Source organism: Rhodococcus huquni, from assembly GCF_055231055.1.
This window is the reverse complement of sequence record NZ_JBUYWE010000004.1, coordinates 339,582-361,847: the sequence shown is the minus strand read 5'-3', so window position 1 is coordinate 361,847 and position 22,266 is coordinate 339,582. Positions and strand designations below refer to the sequence as shown.

Here is a 22,266-nt window from a genome sequence, read left to right as displayed (position 1 = left end):
TACTGCTCGACGACACGGCGACGAACGCGGTGCGCCGACTGGCGCCTGTTGCGGGAGGCCGGCATCCCCAGCCTTGCCAGGATCGCCGCGGCGTCGAATCGCCCGCACATCACTCTGCTCGTCGCCCGCAGCATTCCGCAGGAGGTCGACGAAGCACTGCGCCGTGGGATCGCCGCGCCGACGATTCCGGTCCGATCGAGTGGACACGTGACGTTCGGTGGCGACAACCTCACATTGGCCAGGTCCGTCGTGCCGAGTCGCGCGCTCCTCGATCTGCACCGACACGTGTGGGACACGGCGAACCAAGCCTCTCGGACTGCACTCGACATACCCCGGCACATCGCGCCGGGGAGGTGGACGCCACACATCAGCCTGAGTCGCCGTCTTCCTGCGCACCGACTGGGCGACGCGATCCGCCTACTCGCGGAATCCGACTCGGCCCACGACGAGGAAGTCACGTGGCACGGAACCGTGCTGCGTCGGTGGGACGGTGACGCCAAACGCGAGTGGACATTGAGCACTCCGGACAGGTGATCTCATCCGGGCAAACAAGCCAATGTTCGGCAGTATTGACACACCGCACCGCATTTCTGCCATCATCGAGGCATGCTGAAGAAGGTCGTCGTACCGCTCGTCCCCCTCGTGGAGGCGTTCGAACTGGGGATCGCGTGCGAGGTGTTCGGCTCGGACAGATCAGGTCTCGGGCTGCCCGCCTACGACTTCTCGCTGATCGCCGCGACGAATCTTTCGGTGAGGACACCTTTCGGGTACGACATCGACGTCCCCTACGACCTCGATCTCATCGACGACGCCGACCTCGTCCTGCTGCCGGCCGGGAGCACCCACACAACGGCGGAGGGAACGTTCTTGTGCGGGACGACCGACAACTCGGTCTTGTCCCCACTCGGCGAGAAGCTGCGCGCCGCGGTGGACCGCGGCGCACGAGTTGCCAGCCTGTGTACGGGAGCGTTCATTCTCGGCGTCGCCGGTGTTCTCGACGGCCGAAAGTGCACGACACACTGGAAGTGGGCCGACCGGTTGGCTGCCGAGTTTCCGAAGGCGCTCGTCGATCCGGACGTGCTCTACGTAGACGACCGGCCCGTCTACACCAGCGCGGGTACCGCCGCCGGCATCGATCTGTGTCTCCACATCATTCGGCAGGAACACGGCAGCGCAGTCGCGAACGAGATCGCGCGAAGCATGGTGGTGCCTCCGCACCGCGACGGCGGCCAGGCGCAGTACGTGCAGATGCCGCTGCCCGACACCGAGATCGCCACACTCGGCCCCCTGCTGGACTGGATGACGAACAACCTGACGAATGACCTCTCGGTACCCGTGCTGGCCACGAAGGCAAACATGTCCGCGCGGACTTTTGCGCGGCGGTTTCAGGCCGAGACCGGCACGACACCCGCACGATGGCTCAACGACCAACGGGTTCTCGGTGCACAGCACCTGCTCGAGGGTTCCGACCTCTCGATCGACGCGATCGCCGACCGCGTGGGTTTCGGGAGCGCGGCTGTCCTGCGGCAGCATTTTCTCCGTCTGCGACACACCACGCCGCACGCGTACCGTCGCACCTTCCGCACATCTGTCACAGTCGCGTGAGGTCCTCTTCCTGTCGCAGCGGGAAGATTCAGACATGCAGGAGCGTTGAGACAGGCAACGTACCAACAACGAAAGGACATCCGTGCCCACTCAGACACTGACACAGCAGAACTTCGACGAGGTCGTGACCAGCAACGACGTGGTTCTCGTCGACTTTTGGGCGTCATGGTGCGGGCCGTGTCGCAGCTTCGCCCCGACGTTCGAGGCCTCGTCCGAACAGCACCCCGATGTCGTTCACGGCAAGATCGACACCGAGGCGGAGCAAGGCATCGCTCAAGCCGCAAACATCCAGTCGATTCCGACACTCATGGCGTTCCGCGAGGGCGTTCTGGTGTTCAACCAGGCCGGCGCCCTTCCCCCGGCCGCTCTCGAGGACCTGGTCTCACAGGTCAAGGGACTCGACATGGACGAGGTTCGCAAGCAGATCGCCGAGCAGGCTCCCGCAGCGGAGTGATCTCGGTATCCCGACTCCGCGCGCCTCGTGTGCGGAGTCGGGATGCTGCTCCTAGTGAGCGGCGGCGTCCCAGCTGCGTCCGTCGCCGATGGACACGTCCAGCGGGACCGAGAGTGCGATCGCAGATGCCATCTTGTCGCGAACGAGGGCTTCGACCTGTTCGCGTTCGTCGGACACGACCTCGAGCACCAACTCGTCGTGCACCTGCAGCAACATGCGTGAGCGCAGTGTGGACTCGGCCAGGGCGTTCTGAACGTCGATCATCGCAACCTTGATGATGTCTGCGGCAGTCCCCTGGATGGGCGCATTCAAGGCCGCACGCTCGGCTACCTCACGACGTTGGCGGTTGTCGCTGTTGAGATCGGGCAAGTAGCGCCGCCGACCGTAGAGCGTGGACGTGTACCCGTCCTTACGTGCCTGTTCCACCACCTCGCGCAGGTAGTCCCGAACACCACCGAAGCGCGAGAAGTACGCCTCCATCTGATCTTTGGCTTCATCGGTGGAGATCTTGAGTTGAGCAGCCAAGCCGTAGGCGCTGAGACCGTAGGCGAGTCCGTAGGACATCGCCTTCACACGGCGACGCAGTTCGGGCGTGACTTCTTCGATCGGGACACCGAAGGCCCGCGAACCCACGAAGCTGTGCAGATCCTCGCCGGTGTTGAAGGCCTCGATCAGCCCTTCGTCCCCCGAGACGTGCGCCATGATCCGCATCTCGATCTGGCTGTAGTCGGCGGTGATCAGGGTGTCGAAATCGCTGCCTACGACAAATCCGTCACGAATCTGTCGACCGGCATCGGTGCGAACTGGAATGTTCTGCAGATTGGGTTCGGTCGAGGACAGCCGGCCGGTCGCGGCGACGGTCTGATTGAACGTCGTGTGGATCCTGCCGTCGTCGTCCACGGTCTTGAGTAGTCCGTCGACCGTGACCTTGAGGCGTGTGGCGTCGCGATGCGCGAGCAGGTGCTCGAGAAACGGGTGAGACGTCTTCTCGAACAGCCCTTGGAGCGCATCGGCGTCCGTGGTGTAGCCGGTCTTCGTCTTCTTGGTCTTCGGCATCTCCAGCTCGTCGAAGAGCACGACCTGAAGCTGCTTCGGTGAGCCCAGATTGATCTGCTTTCCGATCACCTCGTACGCCGAGTCCGCGGCCGCGGACACCTGGCCGGCGAAGCGACTCTGCAGATCCTCGAGATGCTCGGTGTTCACTGCGATTCCGGTGGCTTCCACCTCGGCGAGTACCGACAGCAACGGCAATTCGATGTCGTTGAGCAGCGCAACCGATTCGATGTTCTCGAGTTCCGTGTCGAGCGCGGCAGCAAGATCGACAACTGCTCGGGCGCTGAGGATTTCGTTTTCGGCAGCGGCAGCGTCGACCTGGTCCACGTCGTCGAGCAACGACAACTGAGCATCTCCCGAATCCTCTACTCGAAGCTCGCGCCGCAGATATCGCAACGACAGATCGTCGAGATTGAACGAACGCTGTCCGGGTCGCACGAGGTAGGCGGCAAGCGCCGTGTCACTGGTGACGCCACCGAGAACCCAGCCACGGCCACGCAGGGCGTGCATCGCCCACTTCGCCTCGTGCAGCGCTTTCGGCTGGCCTGCGTCGGCCAGCCACTCCCCCAGAGCCTTCTCGTCCTCGGGGGTCATGGTCGCTGTGCCGACGTACCCACCCTCGCCGTCCGAGGCCGCGATCGCGATCGCTGTGACGTCGCCGCCGTAGGGCTTCCTGGTGCCCACGACGGACAGCCCGTGACGTTCACCGGTGGAAGCATGAGTCGACAGCCACTCTGCGAGGGCACCAGGCTCGACGGCCCCACCGCGCACCTCGAACCCTTCGTCTGCCTCGGGTTCGGCCGATTCGAGGGTTGCGAACAATCGATCGCGCAGGACCTTGAACTCGAGGTCGTCGAACAACGCGTGGATGGCCTCGCGATTCCAAGGGGCGATCGCGAGCTGATCGGGCGTGTAGTCCAGTGCCAGGTCACGCACCATCTCGGTGAGCTCACGATTGAGCAGAACGTTCGCCACGTTCTCGCGAAGCGCGTCACCCACCTTGCCTCGAACCTTGTCGATATTGTCGACGAGACCCGCCAGGTCGCCATACTCCTTGATCCACTTGGTCGCGGTCTTCTCTCCCACGCCGGGGATACCCGGAAGGTTGTCGCTCGGGTCGCCGCGAAGAGCGGCGAAATCGGGGTACTGAGTGGGCGTGAGACCGTACTTCTCCTCGACCGCGCCCGGCGTGAACCTCGTGAGCTCGGAGACTCCCTTCTTCGGGTACAGCACCGTCACGTCGTCGGTGACCAATTGCAGCGAGTCACGGTCGCCCGTGACCACCAGCACCCGGTATCCGAGAGCCTCCGCCTGAGTGGTGAGGGTGGCGATGACGTCGTCCGCTTCGAATCCCTCGACCGCCATCACCGGAATGCCCATGGCCCCCAAGACATCCTTGGTGATGTCGACCTGGCCCTTGAACTCGTCCGGCGCCTTGCTGCGATTGGCCTTGTATTCGGGAAACTTGTCGGCCCGAAACGTCTGCCGCGACACGTCGAACGCGGCGGCGAGGTGCGTCGGCTTCTCGTCGCGCAACAGATTTATCAGCATGGACGTGAAGCCGTACACCGCGTTGGTGGCCTGGCCGGTGTTGGTCTTGAAGTTCTCGGCGGGCAATGCGTAGAAGGCACGGAAAGCCAGCGAATGTCCGTCGAGAAGCATCAGCGTGGGACGCTCGTCGGCCGATCCCGAGGTTGCAGAGACGGTGGACGAGGGTGTCGTTGCGGGGCTCACGATTGCCCAGTCTAGGGACGTGCTCCGACAGCGCACGCACATGCTTCGACATCAGGCGAGCGAGCGCGGTCCGGACTCACTGCGACGTGGACTCGCCCAAGGTTTCGATGACCACGTCGGCAACCGCTTTCATGCTCGACCGACGGTCCATTGCCGCACGCTGAATCCACCGGAAGGCTTCGGGCTCCGTCAGGTTCTGCGACTTCATCAAGACGCCCTTGGCCCGTTCGATGACCTTGCGAGCCTCGAGCCTGCCGGACAGATCCGACACCTCCTTCTCGAGCGCGGAGATCTCCTTGAATCGGCTGGCAGCTAGTTCGACGGCCGGGATGAGATCCGTGATCGAAAACGGCTTCACGAGGTAAGCCATCGCCCCCGCGTCACGCGCACGTTCGACGAGTTCGCGCTGACTGAAAGCGGTGAGAATGACGACCGGAGCGATGCGCTTGGCGGCGATTTCCGAGGCCGCATCGATCCCGTCACGACGCGGCATCTTCACGTCCATGATGACGAAATCGGGCTTCAACTCGATTGCGAGATCCACGGCAACCTGACCGTCGCCGGCCTCGCCCACGACCTCGTATCCCTCTTCGCGGAGCATTTCCACCAGATCGAGACGGATCAACGCCTCGTCCTCGGCCACGACGACCCTTCGCGGACGCGGTGTGCGTGCGCCGTCCTGCGGCTCCGGAGCCCTCATGACCACCACTCTCGTCGAAACTACCTCCCCGGAAACCCGGGGTGAACGTTTAGAGGGTACCGGTGGTTGACTACCCGGAGCGATCTTCTAGAGTAGGACACCGCGCAACGCCCTCGTATCCCAATTGGCAGAGGAAACGGATTCAAAACCCGTACAGTGTGAGTTCGAGTCTCACCGAGGGCACTCAAATCACCAGGCAATGGCCCGGTTTCGATATTCCTCACACTTCCACCGCGCATGTTGCGGAACGGATCACGAGACTTCCTTGCACCGCGCAATGTCCTTGCAACCGCGCAATGGAGGAACCATGGTGAACCCTCGAGACCTGAACCATCTCCGCCGCTGCGTCGAACTCGCGCGTACGGCCCTCGATGCGGGCGACGAGCCGTTCGGTTCCGTACTCGCGTCCGCGGACGGCGTCGTACTCGCCGAGGACCGCAATCGAATCGCGGGTGGCGACAACACTCGGCACCCCGAGTTCGCGCTCGCGCGATGGGCAGCGAACAACACCCACGCCGACGACCGCTCGGGCATGACGGTGTACACATCCGGCGAGCACTGCCCGATGTGTTCCGCTGCCCACGCATGGGTCGGTCTCGGTCGCATCGTGTACATCGCTTCCAGCGCACAACTGTCGAACTGGCTACGCGATTGGGGTGTACCCGACGCGCCGGTGTCCCCACTGCCGATTACCGACATAGCACCGGGTGTACCCGTCGACGGTCCTGTCGACGAACTCCTCGATGCGGTACGCGAACTGCACCGAAAGGCCCATACCGGCCGGTGACCTTCGACCCTGCACCGGATCTCTCGAAGCCAGTATCATGGGTGCACAACTCGGAGAATCGAATTCGACGAACCCCGGCACGGAGGTCGGCCATGGACATCGGCACCGTCACATTCACCTACGACGGCCGAGTGGCCCTTCGTTTCAGGCAGGCTTTCTCGCATCCACCCGACAAGGTGTGGTCCGTCATCACCGAACCTCGGTACCTGGAACACTGGTTTCCCGCCGAGGTCCGGTTGGATGTGGAACCCGGCAGCGACTTGATCTTCCGTGTCACCCCGGAACAGGTCCGCAGGTACGGGTTGGCGCCCGATCACACGTCTACGGGCACCATGATCACGTTCCGACGCGGCCAGATTCTCGAGTACCTGTGGGATGCCGAAACCCTGCACTGGGAAATCGTCCCGGACGGGCAGGGCGGATCATGGTTGACCCTCACCCACACCGTGGAAGAGGAAGAGTCCGCGTACGCACACGCTCCCGGCTGGCACGCGGGACTCGAAGTCATCGCAGCACAACTCGACGGCAGGGCGATCGACTGGTCTCCGTGGGACCGGGCCGAGGAGCTCGCGCCGGCGTACCGCAAGAACTCCTGACCCGGGTTCCCACCGCGTACACCCAGGGGGTTGATCTGCAACCGAGTCGGAGGTCTACGTCTTCTTCGGGAAGTGCCTGATCAATCCCTCTTGAACCACGGTCGCGAGCAACTGACCTTCCAGGGAGAAGAATCGCCCGGTCGCCAATCCCCGGGACCCCGCCGCAACCGGGGATTCCGTCGCGTAGAGGGCCCACTCGTCGTAGCGAAACGGTCGGTGGAACCAGATGGAGTGGTTGACGGTCGCCGCCACGATCCGATCGAGGCCCCACGACAGTCCGTGAGTGGTGATGATCGAGTCGAGAACTGTCGTGTCCGACGAATAGGCCATGGTTGCCACGTGCATCAGCGGGTCGTCCGGTAGCTCGCCGTCGGCCTTCATCCACACGCGATTGTGGTTGAGCTTCTCCCCCGTGCCCTTCAGAATCCAGGCGGGGTCGTTGGCATAACGCATGTCGATCGGCTTCAACGCGTCGACGAACATCTGCAAGCGGTCTTCGTAGCCGCGCAGATGGTCACCGATCGGCGGCAGGGTGTCCGGGAACGGCACGTCCGGGACCTCGACGGCGTGCTCGAGACCCTTCCCCCAGTCCTGGAACGCCGCGATCATCACGAAGAGCTCGTGTCCGTCCTGCATCGCGGTGACCTGCCGGTTGGCGAACGCGCGACCGTCTCGATGCCGGTCGACCCGGTACTCGATGGGCTTCTTGACGTCACCACCCCTGATGAAGTGCGCATTCAGGGCGTGAACCGGGCGCTTCTCGCCTACCGTTCGGCCCGCCGCGACAAGTGCCTGCGACACCAACTGACCGCCGAACGTTCTGCTGCCGACCTGCGCCGGATGCTGTCCGACGAACACGTCCTCGTCGGTCTGTTCCAGATCGAACAGGTCGAGCAGAGTCTCGAGATCGGTCTTCGCCGTGGTTTCGCTCACCTAGTGATCCTCTTCGCCGATGCGGTGCACGTGAATCAGGTTGGTGGAGCCGACAGTGCCGGGAGGTGAGCCGGCAACGATCACGACGAGATCGCCCTTGTTGTACCGGCCCAGACCCAGCAGAGCATGGTCGACCTGGCGCACCATCGCGTCCGTACTGGACACCGGGTCCACCAGGAACGTCTCGGTGCCCCACGTCATCGACAACTGGCTACGCACCTCGGGCAGCGGCGTGAAGGCGAGCAACGGCAGCGGCGTGTGCAGCCGAGCGAGACGACGCACCGTGTCACCCGACTGGGTGAACGCGACGAGGGCCTTCGCATCCAATCGCTCGCCGATGTCACGTGCCCCATACGAAATGACGCCACGCTTGGTGCGGGGCACATGAGTCAACGGGGGAACCCGAGTCGTGTCCCCTTCCACCGCTTCGACGATCCGGGCCATCGTGCGAACGGTCTCCATCACGTACTTGCCGACCGACGTCTCGCCGGACAGCATCACCGCGTCCGCGCCGTCCAACACTGCGTTGGCGACATCGGAAGCCTCCGCGCGGGTGGGCCGCGAGTTCTCGATCATCGACTCCAGCATCTGGGTCGCAACGATCACCGGCTTGGCGTTCTCGCGAGCAATCTGGATCGCTCGCTTCTGCACGAGCGGAACCTCTTCGAGCGGCAGCTCGACACCGAGATCGCCACGCGCGACCATCACCGCGTCGAACGCCAGCACGATCGCCTCGAGATTGTCGATGGCCTCGGGTTTTTCGAGCTTCGCGATGACCGGAATTTTGCGCCCGACCTTCTCCATCACCTCGTGGACACGTTCGATGTCCGCCGGCGAACGCACGAAGGACAAGGCGATGAAGTCGACGCCCAGGTTCAACGCGAACTCGAGATCAGCGATGTCCTTCTCCGACAACGCAGGAACGGACACGTTCATACCGGGAAGCGAGACACCCTTGTTGTTGCTGACCGGCCCGCCCTCGGTGACGCGACACACGACGTCGTTACCGTCGACCTCGACGACGGCCAAACCGACCTTGCCGTCGTCCACGAGGAGACGATCACCCGGCTTCGCATCCTCGGCCAACTGCTTGTACGTGGTAGACACGCGGTCGTGCGTGCCCTCGCACTCGTCGACCGTGATCCGGACGAGTTCACCGTTCGCCCAAGTGGTTCGCCCCTCCGCGAAACGCCCGAGACGAATCTTCGGCCCCTGCAGATCCGCCAGAATTCCGACGGCATGGCCGGTCTGGTTCGAGGCATCCCGAACTCGGTGATAGTTCTCCTCGTGATCGGCGTGCTCGCCGTGCGAGAAGTTGAGTCGGGCGACGTTCATTCCACTCTCGACGAGTTCGCGAATGCGGTCACCGGTGGCGGTTGCAGGTCCAAGAGTGCATACGATCTTCGTCCGTCGGTTCACGCGCCCGAGCCTAGTCCCCCGTGACTGTCATCTCCATTCGCCGGAGTGGCCTGCCGCAACACACTCGGACATCCTCGTCCGGTCGGGTGATCCCGTCAGTTGTCCCGGAGCGGCCGGCCGTGCTCGTCCTTGACGCTGCCCGTCAACATCATGATCGCGTCGATCAACGGCCAGATACCGCCGAGGCCACAGGTCAACCACGTGACCGCAATCTGAGCGATCGCGATACCCGGCTGGTTGAGGTAGAAGCGGCCGGCACCGAAGCCGCCGAGGAACAGTTCGAGCAGCCCGGCGGTCAGCTTGGACTTGTCCGAGTAGGGCTCACCGGTCAGGGGATGGCGACCGAAGGGAGCCATCGCGTCGCCGTATCCACCCATCGCCGGCGTGTAGCCGGGCTGGCCGTAGGCGTACTGGCCCGGCGGCGGGAACCCCGGCGCCGGCTGACCGTACTGCTGCTGACCGTACTGCTGCTGGCCGTACTGCTGCTGGCCGTACTGCTGTTCGCCGTACTGCTGCTGGCCCAGCGAAGGATCCGGTGCCCCGTAGACCGGCCCCCCGGACTCCGTCTCGCCGGGAGCCGGGTAGGCGTCCCCTGGAGAGGGATAGGTCGGCGTGTTGCCCCAACCCGGACCGTTGCCCACACCGGAGTAGGTGTCCCAACCCGGACCACTGCCGGTGGGAGTCGAGTCGGACGCACCGGGACTCTGGGACAGCGATGCCTCGGCTGTCGCGTCGTAGTCGAACGGCGACCCGAAATCGGGACGAGGTGTGCCTGTCTGGTTGTCGCTGCTCGACGAAGCGCCCGAGCCGCCGGCGCCGGCGGTGTCGCCCCTGTCGGCGTTCTTGTCGGATCCGTCCGACGGGCCCTGGGGTTCGGTCATCGAGACCCATCCTTTTCATCGTCGATCTTCGTGGCGGCCGACGTCTTCGTGGCCCCTGTCGCCTTCTTCGCGACCGCATCGTCTGCATCACCCGAGGTGGCCGCGGCCGCGGCTTCTACGTTCTCTGCGTCGACCTTCTTCTCTGCGTCGACTTCGACTTTCCCTCCGTCGATCTTGTACTTGTCCTTCGGCTGGAGTTCCGCCGGGTTCTCTCGCCCCTTGGTCGCGAAGATCACGTACGCGACGGCACACAGGAACACGAGTGCCGAGGTGAACGAATTGACACGTATACCGGCAATCGTGCTGGCGTGATCGCTACGCATCAGTTCCACACAGAACCGGCCCGCGCAATATCCGGCCACATACAACGCGAATACGCGGCCGTGTCCGATCTTGAACCGGCGATCGACGACGACGAGAAGAATCACCACCAGGACGTTCCACACCGCCTCGTAGAGAAAGGTGGGATGCACGACGAAGGCGACGGTGCCGTTCGATACGCCGTCGATCAGAGCCGGATCGACCTGACCTGCGTCGTTGGTACGCTCGAAGATCTCGAGTCCCCATGGGACGTCCGTCTCGCGTCCGTACAGCTCCTGATTGAAGTAGTTGCCGATACGCCCGATGGCCTGAGCGGCAAGGATGCCGGGGGCAATCGCATCGCCCAACGCCGGCAAAGGTATGCCCCGTCGCCGGCATCCGATCCACGCACCGACCGCACCCAATGCCACAGCGCCCCAGATGCCGAGTCCGCCCTGCCATATCTTGAGAGCATCGAGGGGCTCACGGCCCTCGCCGAAGTAGGTCGGCCAATCCGTCATGACGTGATACAGACGGCCGCCGATCAGTCCGAACGGGACTGCCCACACTGCGATGTCGAGGACGGTGCCCTTCTCGCCACCCCGGGCGACCCAGCGCCGATCGCCCCACACGATTGCCACGATGATGCCGGCGATGATGAAGAGGGCGTAGGCGCGCAGTGCCAACGGCCCCACGTACCAGACGCCTTGGGATGGGCTGGGGATGTATGCGAGAACGTCCACGGTCACGACGCCACGGTAGCCGAGCGAACACCTTCGGCGAGTTCGGACGTGAGCGACCGGACCGCGTCCAGCCCGTTCTCCGCCGCACTGACCAGCGCAGAACCGACGATGACCGCATCGGCGTACGACGCGATCTCCGCCGCCTGCGCTCCGGATCGAACGCCGAGCCCGACACCGACGGGAATGTCGGAATGGGCTCTGATCCTCGTCGTGAGCTCCGGGGCCATCGAGGAGACCGCATCGCGGGCGCCGGTGACACCCATCGTCGACGCTGCGTATACGAACCCGCTACTGGCATCGAGCGTCATTGCGAGTCGTTCTTCGGTGGAGGACGGCGCGACGAGGAAAATGCGGTCGAGGTGGTGCTCCTCGGAGGCCGTCATCCATTCGCCGGCCTCTTCCGGAATGAGATTGGGAGTGATCATTCCGAGCCCGCCGGCGTTCGCCAGATCCCGGGCGAACCGATCGACCCCGTACTTGAGCACCGGGTTCCAGTAGGTCATCACCACAGCCTTGCCGCCGCGCGCCGCGATCTGCTCGACGACGGTGAACACGTCGCGAACTCGAACGCCGTTGTCCAGTGCCGTCTCGGCAGCCTTCTGGATGGTCGGTCCGTCCATGACCGGGTCGGAGTAGGCGATTCCGACCTCGACGATGTCGCATCCCGAATCCACCATCGCCCCGAAGATGTCTATCGAATCCGACACCGTGGGGTAGCCCGCCGGGAGATAGCCGACCAGAGCGGCCCGCTTCTCTTCGCGGCACTGCGCGAACGTCGGGGCGAGGCGCGAGAGTCGTTCGCTCACTTGGCCGAACCTTCCTTGTCGGTGTTGGAGTCGTTCTTCGAGGCATCGTCGAACAGCCCGAACCACTTGGCCGCCGTATCCATGTCCTTGTCCCCTCGGCCGGACAGGCTCACGACGATGATCGCTCCCTCGCCGAGTTCGCGGCCGAGCCGCATTGCCCCGGCCACGGCATGTGCCGATTCGATGGCAGGGATGATGCCCTCACGCTCGGACAGGAGTCGGAGCGCGTCCATGGCCTCGGTGTCGGTGACCGGTTCGTACGTTGCCCGGCCGACGTCCTTGAGCAGGGCGTGCTCGGGGCCGACGCCCGGGTAGTCCAGACCCGCCGAGATCGAATGCGACTCGATCGTCTGCCCGTCCTCGTCCTGCAGCAGATACGAGTACGCGCCTTGGAAGGCTCCCGGCGTACCAGCGGTGAAGGTGGCGGCGTGACGACCGGTCTCCACCCCGTCGCCGGCTGCTTCGTAGCCGACGAGCCGGACCGAGGGGTCGTCGAGAAACGCGTGGAAGATTCCGATCGCGTTGGAACCGCCTCCCACGCACGCCGTGACCGCATCGGGAAGACGGCCGGTCAGATCCTGCACCTGTTCGCGCGTCTCGAGTCCGATGACGCGTTGGAAGTCGCGGACGATGGTCGGGAACGGGTGCGGGCCCGCTGCGGTCCCGAAGCAGTAATAGGTGTTGTGCGCATTGGTGACCCAGTCGCGGAGCGCCTCGTTGATGGCGTCCTTGAGCGTGCGCGACCCCGACTCGACCGGGACGACGGAAGAACCGAGCAACCGCATCCGCGCCACGTTGAGGGCCTGCCGCTCGGTGTCCACTGCACCCATGTAGATGACGCATTCGAGTCCGAGGAGCGCACAGGCTGTGGCCGTGGCGACACCGTGCTGACCGGCGCCGGTCTCCGCGATGATCCGAGTCTTTCCCATCTGCTTGGCGAGCAGCACCTGTCCGAGCACGTTGTTGATCTTGTGCGAACCGGTGTGGTTGAGATCTTCACGCTTGAGAATCAGCCGAGCGCCGCCTGCGAACTCCGCCATCCTGGTGGCTTCGAAGATCGGTGACGGACGTCCCGTGTAGTCACGCTGAAGACGATCGAGTTCGCCGAGAAACGACTGGTCCGAGCGCGCCTTCTCGTACGATGCTGTGACCTCCTCGATCACGGCCATCAACGCTTCCGGCACATGCCGGCCGCCGTACACACCGAAGTGTCCCCCGGTGTCCGGGTCATGGGTGGTGCGCTCGACGATTCCGGCACTAGCTGCCGGAAGATCGCCGCCCTTGTACGTCGTGCCGGAAACGGAACCGTCGTTACGTGAAGTCACATGTCCAGTCTGCCCCAACACCGCTCCCCCTCGCCGCTCGGGTCAGCCGAGCGGTCGACTACCTATCTCGACGGCTTCGGGCACGACGGGTGTGCACCCGCGTTGACCAGATCGGCCACGGCCTTTCGTGGATCACCGCTGGTCACGAGACCTTCGCCGACCAGCACCGCGTCCGCGCCCGCCCCCGCGTACGCCAGAAGGTCGGCAGTTCCGCGCACACCGGACTCGGCGATCTTGATGACCTCGGTCGGCAGGCCGGGCGCGATTTCCCCGAACGTGTCCTTGTCGACTTCGAGGGTCTTGAGATTTCGAGCGTTGACACCGATCACCTTCGCACCCGCCTCGAGCGCTCGGTTCGCCTCCGCTTCGGTGTGAACCTCCACCAACGCTGTCATTCCGAGGGATTCGGTCCGGTCGATCAGCGATGCCAAGGCGTCCTGCTCGAGGGCGGCGACGATCAACAGGATGACATCCGCGCCGTGGGCACGGGCCTCGTGGATCTGGTACGGCCCGACGATGAAGTCCTTGCGAAGGACCGGAATGTTCACCGCACGGCGAACCGCATCGAGATCGGCGAGCGAGCCGTGGAATCTGCGCTCCTCGGTGAGGACGCTGATGACCCGGGCACCTCCGGCCTCGTAGGCCGCGGCCAGTTCGGCCGGATCTCCGATCTCGGCGAGCGCACCCTTCGACGGGCTGGCCCGCTTCACCTCGGCGATGACTCCGATGCCCGGTTCGAGAAGCGCCGCCGCAGCATCGAGTGCCGGCGGCGCGGCGGCAGCGGCCGCCTTCACTGCGGCGAAGTCGAGTGCCGCTTCGCGGGCGGCGACATCTGCGCGCACCCCGTCGAGAATCGAGTCGAGAACTGTCATCGTGGCCCGAGTCCTTTCTGGGCTGAAGCCCGATGTGAGGAACATCATCGAAGGCTTCTACAGACTAGTGTGCGTCGCTATTGCGGCTGCGGCCGGGTGTGGTCCATGACCGAGCCCGCGAATCGGAGTCGACTACGCCCGCGAATCGGGGTTGTCGGTCGGATCGTCACCGGCGTCGAGTGCGTCCCACATCACGCGCTGGGACGGCGGCTCGTCATTCGACTCGGCGGCGCGCTGCGCTGCTTCGCGCCTCGCAGCGGGCGCGTCGTACTTGCCCGAGAGCCCCGCGTCCTCACGAGGTCTGCGCAACAACGACACTGCTGCGATCAACGCTGCGACGACGCCGACCGCCACCAGCGCGGCCGGAGCGAACGAGGCCTGCACGTCACGGATGTCGGCCCGGCCGGGCAGGTCCGCCAACTGCGCGGCACGTGTCGCCGGAGCGCCGGAGACGGCGAGCTGGACGACGGGAACCGCCGCCGCGACACCCACGAGCGCAACCAACACACCCAAGACCTTGAGCGCCCACCCCTTCACCGCGAAGGAAGCCGCGATCGCCGCGACGAGAGTGAGGGCAAGCGGTGTGAGTGCCGCCGCCCAGGTGCCGCCGTCGAGGTCGACCGCCCGGTCTTCACCGAGGCCGTCCGAGGACACGAACGACACCCACACCATTCGTGAGGACGCCCACAGCGTGAGCGCGGCGAGCGCCAAGCACGCGACCGCGACGGCCTTGTTGCGCTGCGCCCCGCCCGCACGCTTGCCTGCCGACTCGGTCACGGGGTTCCACCCTTCCAGGTCCGGACTGTGCCTGCCGCGGCAATGGCAGCCAGTACTGCCATCGCCTTGTTCTTCGCTTCGGTGTCCTCGGCTTCCGGAACCGAGTCCGCGACCACCCCTGCCCCAGCCTGGACGTATCCGATGCCGTCCTTGATGACAGCGGTACGGATTGCGATGGCGGTGTCGGCGTCACCGGCGAAGTCGAGATACCCGACGATTCCTCCGTAGACGCCACGGCGAGTCGGCTCGAGCTCCTCGATGAGCTGCATGGCACGCACTTTGGGCGCCCCCGACAGGGTGCCGGCCGGGAAGCACGCGGTGACCGCGTCCAAGGCATGTTTGCCGTCGGCGAGATTTCCCGTGACCGTGGACACGAGGTGCATCACATGGCTGTATCGCTCGATGTGTCGGTAGTCGTGCACCTTGACCGTTCCGGGCACGCACACCCGCCCGAGATCGTTGCGTCCGAGATCGACCAGCATCAGATGCTCGGCGTTCTCCTTCTCGTCCGCCAACAGATCCTTCTCGAGGAGGATGTCCTCCTCCTCACTCGTCCCGCGCCAGCGTGTACCGGCGATCGGGTGCGTGGTCGCGACGCCCTCGTCGACCTTGACGAGTGATTCCGGGCTCGACCCGACGATCGAGAAGGCGGTGTCGTCGTTCTCTCCCGGTACGTGCACGAGGTACATGTACGGACTGGGATTGGAGGCACGCAGCATCCGGTAGACGTCCATCGGGTCGGCATCGCAGTCGATCTCGAATCGCTGCGACAGCACGACCTGGAAGGCTTCGCCCGCCTCGATGTCGCCGACCAGTTTGCGCACGTCCCGGCAATACCCTTCCGAGGTGCGCTGCCGCCGGTAATCGGGCGTCGGCTTCGAGAACGTCGACACTGTCGACGGCGCCGGCGATCCGAGAGCGGCGGTCATCTTGTCCAAACGCGCGACAGCGTCGTCGTACGCCTCGTCGACTCGCTCGTCCGAACCGTCCCAGTTCACGGCATTGGCGATGAGCGTGATCGCACCTTCGTGGTGGTCCACGGCAGCGAGGTCCGTGGCAAGGAGCATCACCATCTCGGGAATCCCGAAATCGTCCTCCGCGTGGTCGCCGAGCCTCTCGAGTCTGCGTACGGCGTCGTATCCGAGAAAGCCGACCATCCCGCCGGTGAGTGGGGGCATGTCCGGCAGCCTCTCGGACCGCAGCAACTCCAGAGTCTGGCCGAGGGCCGTGATCGGATCCCCACCTGCGGGCGCACCCGCAGGCACATTTCCGTACCAGGCCGCTTCGCCGTCGCGGACCGTGAGCGCCGCCGGGCTGTCCACGCCGATGAAGGACCACCTCGACCACGACCTACCGTTCTCGGCAGACTCGAACAAGAAGGTGCCCGGGCGGTTGGCTGCCAGCTTCGTGTACGCCGACAGCGGCGTCTCCGCGTCCGCCAACACCTTTCGAGTAACGGGAACCACCCGATGTTCGGCTGCGAGATGTCGGAACTGTTCTCTCGAGGTCGTCGAATCCGCGTCGGAACCTGCGGAAGTGGCGCTGGAGGTAGTCGCGTGATTGGTGGTCGGCTCGCCGTGCATGCCCACCATCATCCCAGGCCCGCCCGTGACCGCCACGCGCCCGGTACTGTCGCGGCCATGAAACCAGGTCAGCAGGCCCCGAATTTCACCCTCGCCGACCAGGACGGTGCGCCGCGCACCCTGTCCGACCTACTCGAGTCCGGGCCCTTGGTGCTCTTCTTCTACCCCGCGGCATCGTCGCCGCTGTGCACGGCGGAGGCCTGCCACTTCCGCGACCTCGCGGCAGAGTTCGCTGCAGTCGGAGCGAGCCGGGCCGGAATCAGCCACGACACCGTGGAGAAGCAGTCCACATTCGCCACGAACAAGGGGTTCGACTACCCCTTGCTGTCCGACCGTGACGGTTCGGTGGCGCAGCAGTTCGGAGTCAAACGTGGGCTCCTCGGCAAGATCGCTCCCGTCAAACGGACCACGTTCGTGATCGACACGGACCGAACGGTTCTCGACGTAGTCGCTTCCGAACTCAACGCGAGTGCCCACGCGGATCGGGCCCTCGAGTTTCTGCGCAACCGGGGCTGAGGTCCGTCAGGTCAGCTGCAACGACCGCTTGGCCAGTCCCATCCAGAACCCGTCGACGACCTGCTCCGGCACCTGTTCCGGGTCGCTCGAGGCGCCGAGTGTCACGAACAGCGGCGCGAAGTGCTCGATCGTCGGGTGTGCGTAGGGCATACCCGGCGCCGCCGACCGGAAATCGATGAGCGAGTTCACGTCGCCTTCGGCAATTCGCTCGCTCGCCCACGCGTCGAACTCGGTCGACCATCCGGGCGGGGTCGCCCGCGGCGAGGGATCGGTCAGGAACGGCAGACCGTGAGTCGTGAATCCGGACCCGATGATGAGCACACCGGAATCACGCAACGTACGCAGACGGCGCCCCAACCGCAGCAAGCGCTCGGGGTCGAGCGTAGGCAGCGACATCTGCAGGACCGGGATGTCCGCCTCGGGATACATGACCGTCAGCGGCACGTACGCACCGTGGTCCAGGCGACGACGCGGCGCCGAAGCCACCGCTTCGTCGTCGGGTATGAGCGCTGCCACTTTCTGCGCGAGATCCGGGGCCACCGGCGAGTCGTAGACGGTTCGGTAGTAACGCTCGGGGAATCCCCCGAAGTCGTAGGTCAGCGGGGTGCCCGGCACCGTCGAACCGATAGTCAGGGGCGCCGACTCCCAGTGCGCCGACACCACGAGAATCGCTTCCGGCCGCGGCAGCGAGGCCGCCCAGGCCTTCAATTCGGCGACCCACTGCTCGTCGTCCACCAGCGGCGGTGCACCGTGGCTGAGAAACAGTGTGGGCATCGACGTCGTCATCGCGTTCTCCTTGGACAATCCCGAAATTGGGTTGAAGCTTCAACTAACGATAGGATCAACCCGAGCGGTGACGCAAATGTTCCCGGCGAACGGAGAGGAAGGCGCGATGAGCGAGAGTTCCGATGTCGAGGTATCCGAGCCGCGGTGGCTCGACGCCGAGCAGCAGGAGGCGTGGCTGTCGCTGATCGCACTCGTCACCCGACTCCCCGCCGCTCTCGACACCCAGTTGCAACGCGATTCGCAGCTCACGCACTTCGAGTACTTCGTGCTCGCCGCATTGTCCGACGCACCAGACCGACGGCTGCGCCTCGCCACGCTCGCTCAACGCGCGAACGCCTCGCTCTCGCGCCTGTCGCACGTGGTCACCAAGATGGAACGCACCGGACTGGTTCGACGCGAGAAGGCTCCGACAGGGCGCGGATCGGACGCCGTCCTCACCGACGAAGGAATGAGCAGAATCGTGAGTGCGGCACCGCCGCACGTCGAGTCCGTTCGCACCCTGATCTTCGACGGACTGGACGCGGAGCAGGTCGACCAGCTGTCCTGTCTCTCGAAAGCGATGCTCGACCAACTGGACAAGGCCATCGCCGGCGGAACGGGTCGAGCTTGATCTGTACTCAACCCAGTGGCGTGCCGCCGACACCCCAACTGTCGCGAGGAACCTCGGTGATGGTGACCCACACGGCTGACGGATCCTTGCCCGTGGCTTCGGCGTAAGCGGCGGTCACCGCCTCGATGGTGGCGCGCTTCTGATCGGTGGTGAGTCCTGGCGTCTGACTGATCTGTATCAACGGCATACCCGATACTCTGTCACTCGGCAGAGAGCAGGACATCCTCGTCGAAACAGGTGTGTGCGCCGGTGTGACATGCGGCGCCCTCTTGATCGACGACGAGCAGTACCGAATCACCGTCGCAGTCCAGCCGGACCTCGTGCACGTACTGGGTGTGCCCGGACGTCTCGCCCTTGACCCAGTACTGCTGACGCGAACGCGAAAAGTACGTGCCCTTGCGAGTTTCGAGCGTGCGAGCAAGAGCCTCGTCGTCCATCCAGGCGACCATCAGCACCTGACCCGTCGAGCGTTCCTGCGCGACAGCAGTGAAGAGACCGGCGTCGTTTCGCTTGAGCCGGGCCGCAATTGCCGGATCGATACTCATCGGACCGTGATCCCTTCCTCGCGCATCGACGTCTTGACTTCGCCGATCGTCATGTCCCCGAAGTGGAAGACGCTCGCAGCGAGAACGGCGTCTGCGCCTGCTTCGACTGCGGGCGAGAAGTGCCCGACCTCGCCCGCTCCCCCACTGGCGATCACCGGAACGTGCACGCTGCCACGAACCGCCCTGATCATCGCGAGGTCGAACCCGGCCTTCGTGCCGTCGGCATCCATCGAGTTGAGAAGGATCTCCCCCACGCCGAGTTCGGCGCCTCGCACCGCCCATTCGACTGCGTCGATCCCCGTGCCGCGTTTGCCGCCGTGGGTGGTCACCTCCCAGCCCGAGGGTGTCGGTTCACCGCCCTCGGGAACCGTGCGGGCGTCCACGGACAGAACGATGCACTGCGACCCGAATCGTTGACTGAGTTCACGAAGAAGTTCCGGGCGCGCGATCGCCGCGGTGTTCACACTCACCTTGTCCGCACCGGCACGCAGTAGCCGATCCACGTCCTCGACGGTCCGGACGCCGCCACCCACAGTCAGCGGGATGAACACCTGTTCCGCCGTCCGGCTCACGACGTCGAGCATGGTGCCGCGGTCGGAGGTGGACGCTGTCACGTCGAGGAACGTGAGCTCGTCCGCTCCCTGCGCGTCGTACGCGGCCGCGAGTTCGACCGGATCGCCGGCGTCGCGGAGGTTCTCGAAGTTGACGCCCTTCACCACTCTGCCGGCATCGACGTCGAGACACGGGATCACCCGAACTGCCAAAGTCATCGTGTTCGCCCTCCTGAAGGCCGGCTACCTGGATCACCCAGTGATCTCAGAATGTCGAGGATCTCGTCGTGCACACCGGGCGCCGCCGCCAGGACCGAGCCGGAGGCAACCGTCCACGGCTCACCGGACAGGTCGGTCACCACACCGCCCGCGGCACGAACCAATGCGACTCCCGCAGCGTTGTCCCACGCATTGTGTCCGAACACCACAGCACCACCGAGAATTCCAGCAGCGGTGAAAGCGAGATCGACGCCGGTGGAACCGTGCATGCGGATTCGGGAGGAGACACGGCTGAGCTCGGCCAGCACGTCGAGTCGATAGCGCCCCGGGATGCGACCACGACTGTCCACGTTGAGTGCGCCGAGACCCACGATCGAGGACGCCAGCGTCGTCCTGGACAGGCCCGGAACCGGGCGACCGCCTTCGAGGAGCGGTCCGTCTACGAGCGCGGCATAACGGAGCCCCACCAGGTGCAGCCAGGTCAATCCGATGACGGGGACACCGTTGTCGAGAAGAGCCAGAAGCGTGCCGGCGGTAGGAAGCCCTGCCGAATAGTTGAAGGTGCCGTCGATGGGGTCGAGCACCCACACGAGGCCTTCGGTCACATCGGGTCCGCCGAATTCCTCACCGTGCACGGCGATACCGGTCCGTTCGAACAACTCGCCCGAGAGCCGCTTCTCCAGTTCGAGATCGACCGCGGTCGCGAAATCGTCCGCACCCTTGTGTACGGCACTCGGCGCACCGACCCCTGCCACGAAACGATCGTGGATGCCGTCGAGAAGCTCACTCGCCGTGGCGAGTAGCTCTCGCGGATCGCGGGGCAGACTCACGGTTCAGCTCCGGCTCGACACCGCGGCCAGCGCGTCCGGCAGAGTGAATCGGCCGGCATAGAGCGCCTTGCCGATGATCGCACCCTCGACACCACGATCCACCAGTCCGGCAATCGCGACCAGGTCGTCGATCGCGGAGATTCCGCCGGATGCCACGACGGGCGCGTCGGTCGCATCACACATCTGAGCCAACAGCTCGAGATTCGGACCGGTCAGTGTGCCGTCCTTGGTCACGTCCGTGACGACGTAGCGCGCGCAGCCGTCGCGGTCGAGCCGTGCGACGGTCTCCCACAGATCGCCGCCTTCGGTGACCCAACCGCGGCCACGCAGCTGATAGCTGCCGTCCACCAGCCGAACGTCCAATCCGACCGCGATCTTCTCGCCGTGCTTCGCGATGGCGGACGCGCACCATTCGGGATCCTCGATCGCGGCGGTCCCGAGGTTTACGCGGCCACAACCCGTGGCAAGCGCTGCCTCGAGGGAGTCGTCGTCACGGATACCGCCGGAGAGTTCCACGTTCACATCGAGTTCGCCGATCACGTCGGCGAGGAGTTCGCGGTTGGATCCACGGCCGAACGCGGCATCGAGATCGACGATGTGCACCCACTCCGCGCCGTCGTTCTGCCACGCCAGGGCAGCATCACGCGGAGATCCGTAACCGGTCTCGCTACCCGCCTCCCCTTGAACGAGGCGAACAGCTTCACCGTTGACGACATCCACAGCAGGCAAAAGGACCAGGCTCACTGCGACAACCCTAGTCGGTCAGGCGCCCGAACCGGGCTTCGGGTCGCTGTCGTCCCCGTAGGCGCGGCGAGTCATCCGTTTGGAGACGAAGGCCATGGCGGCAACTGCCCCGACGACACCGACCAAGGCGATCACCAACGACACACCTGGCCCCGGTTCCAGTACCACGATCAGCACGGTCGCCAGGACGAGTACACCTACCGCCGACCCCAGCGAGAAGACGGCGAGTTTGCCGATGGATAGGTCGTCGGCCTCTCCGCTCACAAGCTCTTCACCCAGTTCTCGAGCAGCGCTGCTCCTGCGTCACCCGACTTCTCCGGGTGGAACTGCGTCGCCGAGAGGGCCCCGTTTTCGACCGCTGCCAGGAAGCGACCGCCGTGGTCCGCCCAGGTGAGCGCGGGCGGCCTGATGCGCTCGGGGGTAGGAAGTTCCCAATTCTGCACGGCGTACGAGTGCACGAAGTAGAACCGCGTGTCCGCGTCGATGCCCGCGAAGAGAGTGCTGTTGTCGGGGGCTTCCACCGTGTTCCACCCCATGTGCGGCAAGACGTCCGCCTTCAACTGCTCGACCGTGCCGGGCCACTCCCCACACCCTTCGGCCTCCACGCCGAACTCGACGCCTCGTTCGAAGAGGATCTGCATGCCGACACAGATGCCCAGTACCGGCCGACCACCGGCGAGACGACGGCCGATGATCCGTTCGCCGCGCACCGCCTTCAATCCCTCCATACATGCGGAGAAGGCCCCCACGCCGGGCACGACCAGGCCGTCCGCGTCCAGCGCGGTCTGGATGTCCGAGGTGACCTCGACTTGGGCACCGGTGCGCGCGAGCGCCCTCGTGGCGGAGTGCAGGTTGCCGGAACCGTAGTCGAGCACGGCGATCGTGGAAGCGCTCATG

General features: G+C 65.0%; 26 protein-coding genes and 1 tRNA gene. 8 read left to right on the top strand and 19 right to left on the bottom strand.

Annotated elements, in window-relative coordinates:
• Positions 1-48 precede the first annotated feature (48 nt).
• The 3 genes from ACZI8R_RS10990 to trxA all read left to right on the top strand — a co-directional run bounded on the left by ACZI8R_RS10990 (position 49) and on the right by trxA (position 2,059).
• The gene (locus ACZI8R_RS10990; RefSeq protein ID WP_463379627.1) at positions 49-534 is read left to right on the top strand and encodes a 2'-5' RNA ligase family protein; all 486 of its coding nucleotides are present in this window, start codon (positions 49-51) and stop codon (positions 532-534) included.
• 72 nt (positions 535-606) lie between these two features.
• Positions 607-1,605 carry a GlxA family transcriptional regulator gene (locus ACZI8R_RS10985; protein ID WP_463379626.1) on the top strand — a complete coding sequence of 333 codons (999 nt, stop codon included), beginning with the start codon at positions 607-609 and terminating at the stop codon, positions 1,603-1,605.
• A gap of 82 nt (positions 1,606-1,687) precedes the next feature.
• On the top strand, positions 1,688-2,059 hold the full coding sequence (gene trxA, locus ACZI8R_RS10980; RefSeq protein WP_463379625.1) for a thioredoxin: 372 nt from the start codon (positions 1,688-1,690) through the stop codon (positions 2,057-2,059).
• A gap of 51 nt (positions 2,060-2,110) precedes the next feature.
• Here trxA and polA read toward each other — a convergent pair whose 3' ends face one another.
• Positions 2,111-4,846, bottom strand: coding sequence for a DNA polymerase I (polA, locus tag ACZI8R_RS10975; RefSeq protein ID WP_463379624.1), 2,736 nt, complete (start codon positions 4,844-4,846; stop codon positions 2,111-2,113).
• Between the two features lie 76 nt (positions 4,847-4,922).
• Positions 4,923-5,546 (bottom strand): ANTAR domain-containing response regulator, encoded by a 624-nt coding sequence (locus ACZI8R_RS10970; protein WP_463379623.1) that lies wholly within the window; start codon positions 5,544-5,546, stop codon positions 4,923-4,925.
• Positions 5,547-5,655: 109 nt separating this feature from the next.
• On the opposite strand from ACZI8R_RS10970, the gene ACZI8R_RS10965 reads away from it, so the two are divergent.
• The 3 genes from ACZI8R_RS10965 (at position 5,656) to ACZI8R_RS10955 (ending at position 6,929) form a co-directional block, all read left to right on the top strand.
• Positions 5,656-5,729 (top strand) — tRNA-Leu (locus tag ACZI8R_RS10965).
• A 124-nt stretch (positions 5,730-5,853) separates the two neighbouring features.
• A complete protein-coding gene (locus tag ACZI8R_RS10960; protein ID WP_463379622.1) occupies positions 5,854-6,333 on the top strand; it encodes a nucleoside deaminase in 480 nt (159 codons plus the stop codon).
• Between the two features lie 92 nt (positions 6,334-6,425).
• Positions 6,426-6,929 carry an SRPBCC domain-containing protein gene (locus tag ACZI8R_RS10955; RefSeq protein ID WP_463379621.1) on the top strand — a complete coding sequence of 168 codons (504 nt, stop codon included), beginning with the start codon at positions 6,426-6,428 and terminating at the stop codon, positions 6,927-6,929.
• A gap of 54 nt (positions 6,930-6,983) precedes the next feature.
• Here the strand turns inward: ACZI8R_RS10955 and ACZI8R_RS10950 are convergent, their stop codons facing one another.
• The 9 genes from ACZI8R_RS10950 to ACZI8R_RS10910 all read right to left on the bottom strand — a co-directional run bounded on the left by ACZI8R_RS10950 (position 6,984) and on the right by ACZI8R_RS10910 (position 16,568).
• A complete protein-coding gene (locus ACZI8R_RS10950; RefSeq protein ID WP_463379620.1) occupies positions 6,984-7,862 on the bottom strand; it encodes an acyl-CoA thioesterase in 879 nt (292 codons plus the stop codon).
• Positions 7,863-9,281, bottom strand: coding sequence for a pyruvate kinase (pyk, locus tag ACZI8R_RS10945; protein WP_463379619.1), 1,419 nt, complete (start codon positions 9,279-9,281; stop codon positions 7,863-7,865).
• Between the two features lie 95 nt (positions 9,282-9,376).
• The gene (locus tag ACZI8R_RS10940; protein ID WP_463379618.1) at positions 9,377-10,162 is read right to left on the bottom strand and encodes a TM2 domain-containing protein; all 786 of its coding nucleotides are present in this window, start codon (positions 10,160-10,162) and stop codon (positions 9,377-9,379) included.
• On the bottom strand, positions 10,159-11,205 hold the full coding sequence (lgt, locus tag ACZI8R_RS10935; protein WP_463379690.1) for a prolipoprotein diacylglyceryl transferase: 1,047 nt from the start codon (positions 11,203-11,205) through the stop codon (positions 10,159-10,161). The genes ACZI8R_RS10940 and lgt overlap by 4 nt, the downstream gene beginning before the upstream one ends.
• A 2-nt stretch (positions 11,206-11,207) precedes the next feature.
• Positions 11,208-12,011 carry a tryptophan synthase subunit alpha gene (gene trpA / locus ACZI8R_RS10930; protein ID WP_463379617.1) on the bottom strand — a complete coding sequence of 268 codons (804 nt, stop codon included), beginning with the start codon at positions 12,009-12,011 and terminating at the stop codon, positions 11,208-11,210.
• Complete coding sequence (gene trpB, locus ACZI8R_RS10925; protein WP_463379616.1) at positions 12,008-13,336, bottom strand: tryptophan synthase subunit beta; 1,329 nt, start codon at positions 13,334-13,336, stop codon at positions 12,008-12,010. Before trpB ends, trpA begins: the two co-directional genes overlap by 4 nt.
• Positions 13,337-13,398: 62 nt before the next feature.
• Positions 13,399-14,208 carry an indole-3-glycerol phosphate synthase TrpC gene (gene trpC / locus ACZI8R_RS10920; RefSeq protein ID WP_463379615.1) on the bottom strand — a complete coding sequence of 270 codons (810 nt, stop codon included), beginning with the start codon at positions 14,206-14,208 and terminating at the stop codon, positions 13,399-13,401.
• A 132-nt stretch (positions 14,209-14,340) separates the two neighbouring features.
• Positions 14,341-14,985 carry a TIGR02234 family membrane protein gene (locus ACZI8R_RS10915; protein WP_463379614.1) on the bottom strand — a complete coding sequence of 215 codons (645 nt, stop codon included), beginning with the start codon at positions 14,983-14,985 and terminating at the stop codon, positions 14,341-14,343.
• Positions 14,982-16,568 (bottom strand): anthranilate synthase component I, encoded by a 1,587-nt coding sequence (locus tag ACZI8R_RS10910; protein ID WP_463379689.1) that lies wholly within the window; start codon positions 16,566-16,568, stop codon positions 14,982-14,984. The genes ACZI8R_RS10915 and ACZI8R_RS10910 overlap by 4 nt, the downstream gene beginning before the upstream one ends.
• 57 nt (positions 16,569-16,625) lie before the next feature.
• Here ACZI8R_RS10910 and ACZI8R_RS10905 point away from each other — a divergent pair, with 57 nt between their 5' ends.
• On the top strand, positions 16,626-17,084 hold the full coding sequence (locus ACZI8R_RS10905; RefSeq protein WP_463379613.1) for a peroxiredoxin: 459 nt from the start codon (positions 16,626-16,628) through the stop codon (positions 17,082-17,084).
• A gap of 6 nt (positions 17,085-17,090) precedes the next feature.
• Here the strand turns inward: ACZI8R_RS10905 and ACZI8R_RS10900 are convergent, their stop codons facing one another.
• Positions 17,091-17,870 carry a dioxygenase family protein gene (locus ACZI8R_RS10900; RefSeq protein WP_463379612.1) on the bottom strand — a complete coding sequence of 260 codons (780 nt, stop codon included), beginning with the start codon at positions 17,868-17,870 and terminating at the stop codon, positions 17,091-17,093.
• A 106-nt stretch (positions 17,871-17,976) separates the two neighbouring features.
• Here ACZI8R_RS10900 and ACZI8R_RS10895 point away from each other — a divergent pair, with 106 nt between their 5' ends.
• On the top strand, positions 17,977-18,480 hold the full coding sequence (locus tag ACZI8R_RS10895; RefSeq protein WP_463379611.1) for a MarR family winged helix-turn-helix transcriptional regulator: 504 nt from the start codon (positions 17,977-17,979) through the stop codon (positions 18,478-18,480).
• Between the two features lie 7 nt (positions 18,481-18,487).
• Here ACZI8R_RS10895 and ACZI8R_RS10890 read toward each other — a convergent pair whose 3' ends face one another.
• From ACZI8R_RS10890 to hisH, 7 genes are read right to left on the bottom strand one after another with little or no spacing between them, the layout of a single operon-like run.
• Complete coding sequence (locus ACZI8R_RS10890) at positions 18,488-18,667, bottom strand: tautomerase family protein (RefSeq protein WP_463379610.1); 180 nt, start codon at positions 18,665-18,667, stop codon at positions 18,488-18,490.
• A gap of 13 nt (positions 18,668-18,680) precedes the next feature.
• The gene (gene hisI / locus ACZI8R_RS10885; protein WP_463379609.1) at positions 18,681-19,025 is read right to left on the bottom strand and encodes a phosphoribosyl-AMP cyclohydrolase; all 345 of its coding nucleotides are present in this window, start codon (positions 19,023-19,025) and stop codon (positions 18,681-18,683) included.
• Positions 19,022-19,795, bottom strand: coding sequence for an imidazole glycerol phosphate synthase subunit HisF (gene hisF, locus ACZI8R_RS10880; RefSeq protein ID WP_463379608.1), 774 nt, complete (start codon positions 19,793-19,795; stop codon positions 19,022-19,024). The genes hisI and hisF overlap by 4 nt, the downstream gene beginning before the upstream one ends.
• Positions 19,792-20,625: an inositol monophosphatase family protein gene (locus tag ACZI8R_RS10875; RefSeq protein WP_463379607.1), complete on the bottom strand. Its 834-nt coding sequence runs from the start codon at positions 20,623-20,625 to the stop codon at positions 19,792-19,794. The genes hisF and ACZI8R_RS10875 overlap by 4 nt, the downstream gene beginning before the upstream one ends.
• A gap of 3 nt (positions 20,626-20,628) precedes the next feature.
• Positions 20,629-21,369 (bottom strand): bifunctional 1-(5-phosphoribosyl)-5-((5-phosphoribosylamino)methylideneamino)imidazole-4-carboxamide isomerase/phosphoribosylanthranilate isomerase PriA, encoded by a 741-nt coding sequence (priA, locus tag ACZI8R_RS10870; protein ID WP_463379606.1) that lies wholly within the window; start codon positions 21,367-21,369, stop codon positions 20,629-20,631.
• An 18-nt stretch (positions 21,370-21,387) separates the two neighbouring features.
• Positions 21,388-21,633 (bottom strand): hypothetical protein, encoded by a 246-nt coding sequence (locus ACZI8R_RS10865; protein WP_463379605.1) that lies wholly within the window; start codon positions 21,631-21,633, stop codon positions 21,388-21,390.
• Complete coding sequence (gene hisH / locus ACZI8R_RS10860) at positions 21,630-22,265, bottom strand: imidazole glycerol phosphate synthase subunit HisH (protein WP_463379604.1); 636 nt, start codon at positions 22,263-22,265, stop codon at positions 21,630-21,632. Before hisH ends, ACZI8R_RS10865 begins: the two co-directional genes overlap by 4 nt.
• Position 22,266: the final 1 nt, after the last annotated feature.

What these genes read in the sequence shown, in the direction of transcription:
- ACZI8R_RS10895 (WP_463379611.1), top strand. Translation starts at nt 17,977, where the DNA reads ATGAGCGAGAGTTCCGATGTCGAGGTATCCGAGCCGCGGTGGCTCGAC.
- ACZI8R_RS10940 (WP_463379618.1), bottom strand. Translation starts at nt 10,162, where the DNA reads ATGACCGAACCCCAGGGCCCGTCGGACGGATCCGACAAGAACGCCGAC.
- hisH (WP_463379604.1), bottom strand. Translation starts at nt 22,265, where the DNA reads ATGAGCGCTTCCACGATCGCCGTGCTCGACTACGGTTCCGGCAACCTG.
- ACZI8R_RS10890 (WP_463379610.1), bottom strand. Translation starts at nt 18,667, where the DNA reads ATGCCGTTGATACAGATCAGTCAGACGCCAGGACTCACCACCGATCAG.
- hisI (WP_463379609.1), bottom strand. Translation starts at nt 19,025, where the DNA reads ATGAGTATCGATCCGGCAATTGCGGCCCGGCTCAAGCGAAACGACGCC.
- ACZI8R_RS10900 (WP_463379612.1), bottom strand. Translation starts at nt 17,870, where the DNA reads ATGACGACGTCGATGCCCACACTGTTTCTCAGCCACGGTGCACCGCCG.
- ACZI8R_RS10910 (WP_463379689.1), bottom strand. Translation starts at nt 16,568, where the DNA reads ATGCACGGCGAGCCGACCACCAATCACGCGACTACCTCCAGCGCCACT.
- ACZI8R_RS10905 (WP_463379613.1), top strand. Translation starts at nt 16,626, where the DNA reads ATGAAACCAGGTCAGCAGGCCCCGAATTTCACCCTCGCCGACCAGGAC.
- ACZI8R_RS10985 (WP_463379626.1), top strand. Translation starts at nt 607, where the DNA reads ATGCTGAAGAAGGTCGTCGTACCGCTCGTCCCCCTCGTGGAGGCGTTC.
- hisF (WP_463379608.1), bottom strand. Translation starts at nt 19,795, where the DNA reads ATGACTTTGGCAGTTCGGGTGATCCCGTGTCTCGACGTCGATGCCGGC.
- ACZI8R_RS10970 (WP_463379623.1), bottom strand. Translation starts at nt 5,546, where the DNA reads ATGAGGGCTCCGGAGCCGCAGGACGGCGCACGCACACCGCGTCCGCGA.
- ACZI8R_RS10960 (WP_463379622.1), top strand. Translation starts at nt 5,854, where the DNA reads ATGGTGAACCCTCGAGACCTGAACCATCTCCGCCGCTGCGTCGAACTC.
- ACZI8R_RS10955 (WP_463379621.1), top strand. Translation starts at nt 6,426, where the DNA reads ATGGACATCGGCACCGTCACATTCACCTACGACGGCCGAGTGGCCCTT.
- trpC (WP_463379615.1), bottom strand. Translation starts at nt 14,208, where the DNA reads ATGACAGTTCTCGACTCGATTCTCGACGGGGTGCGCGCAGATGTCGCC.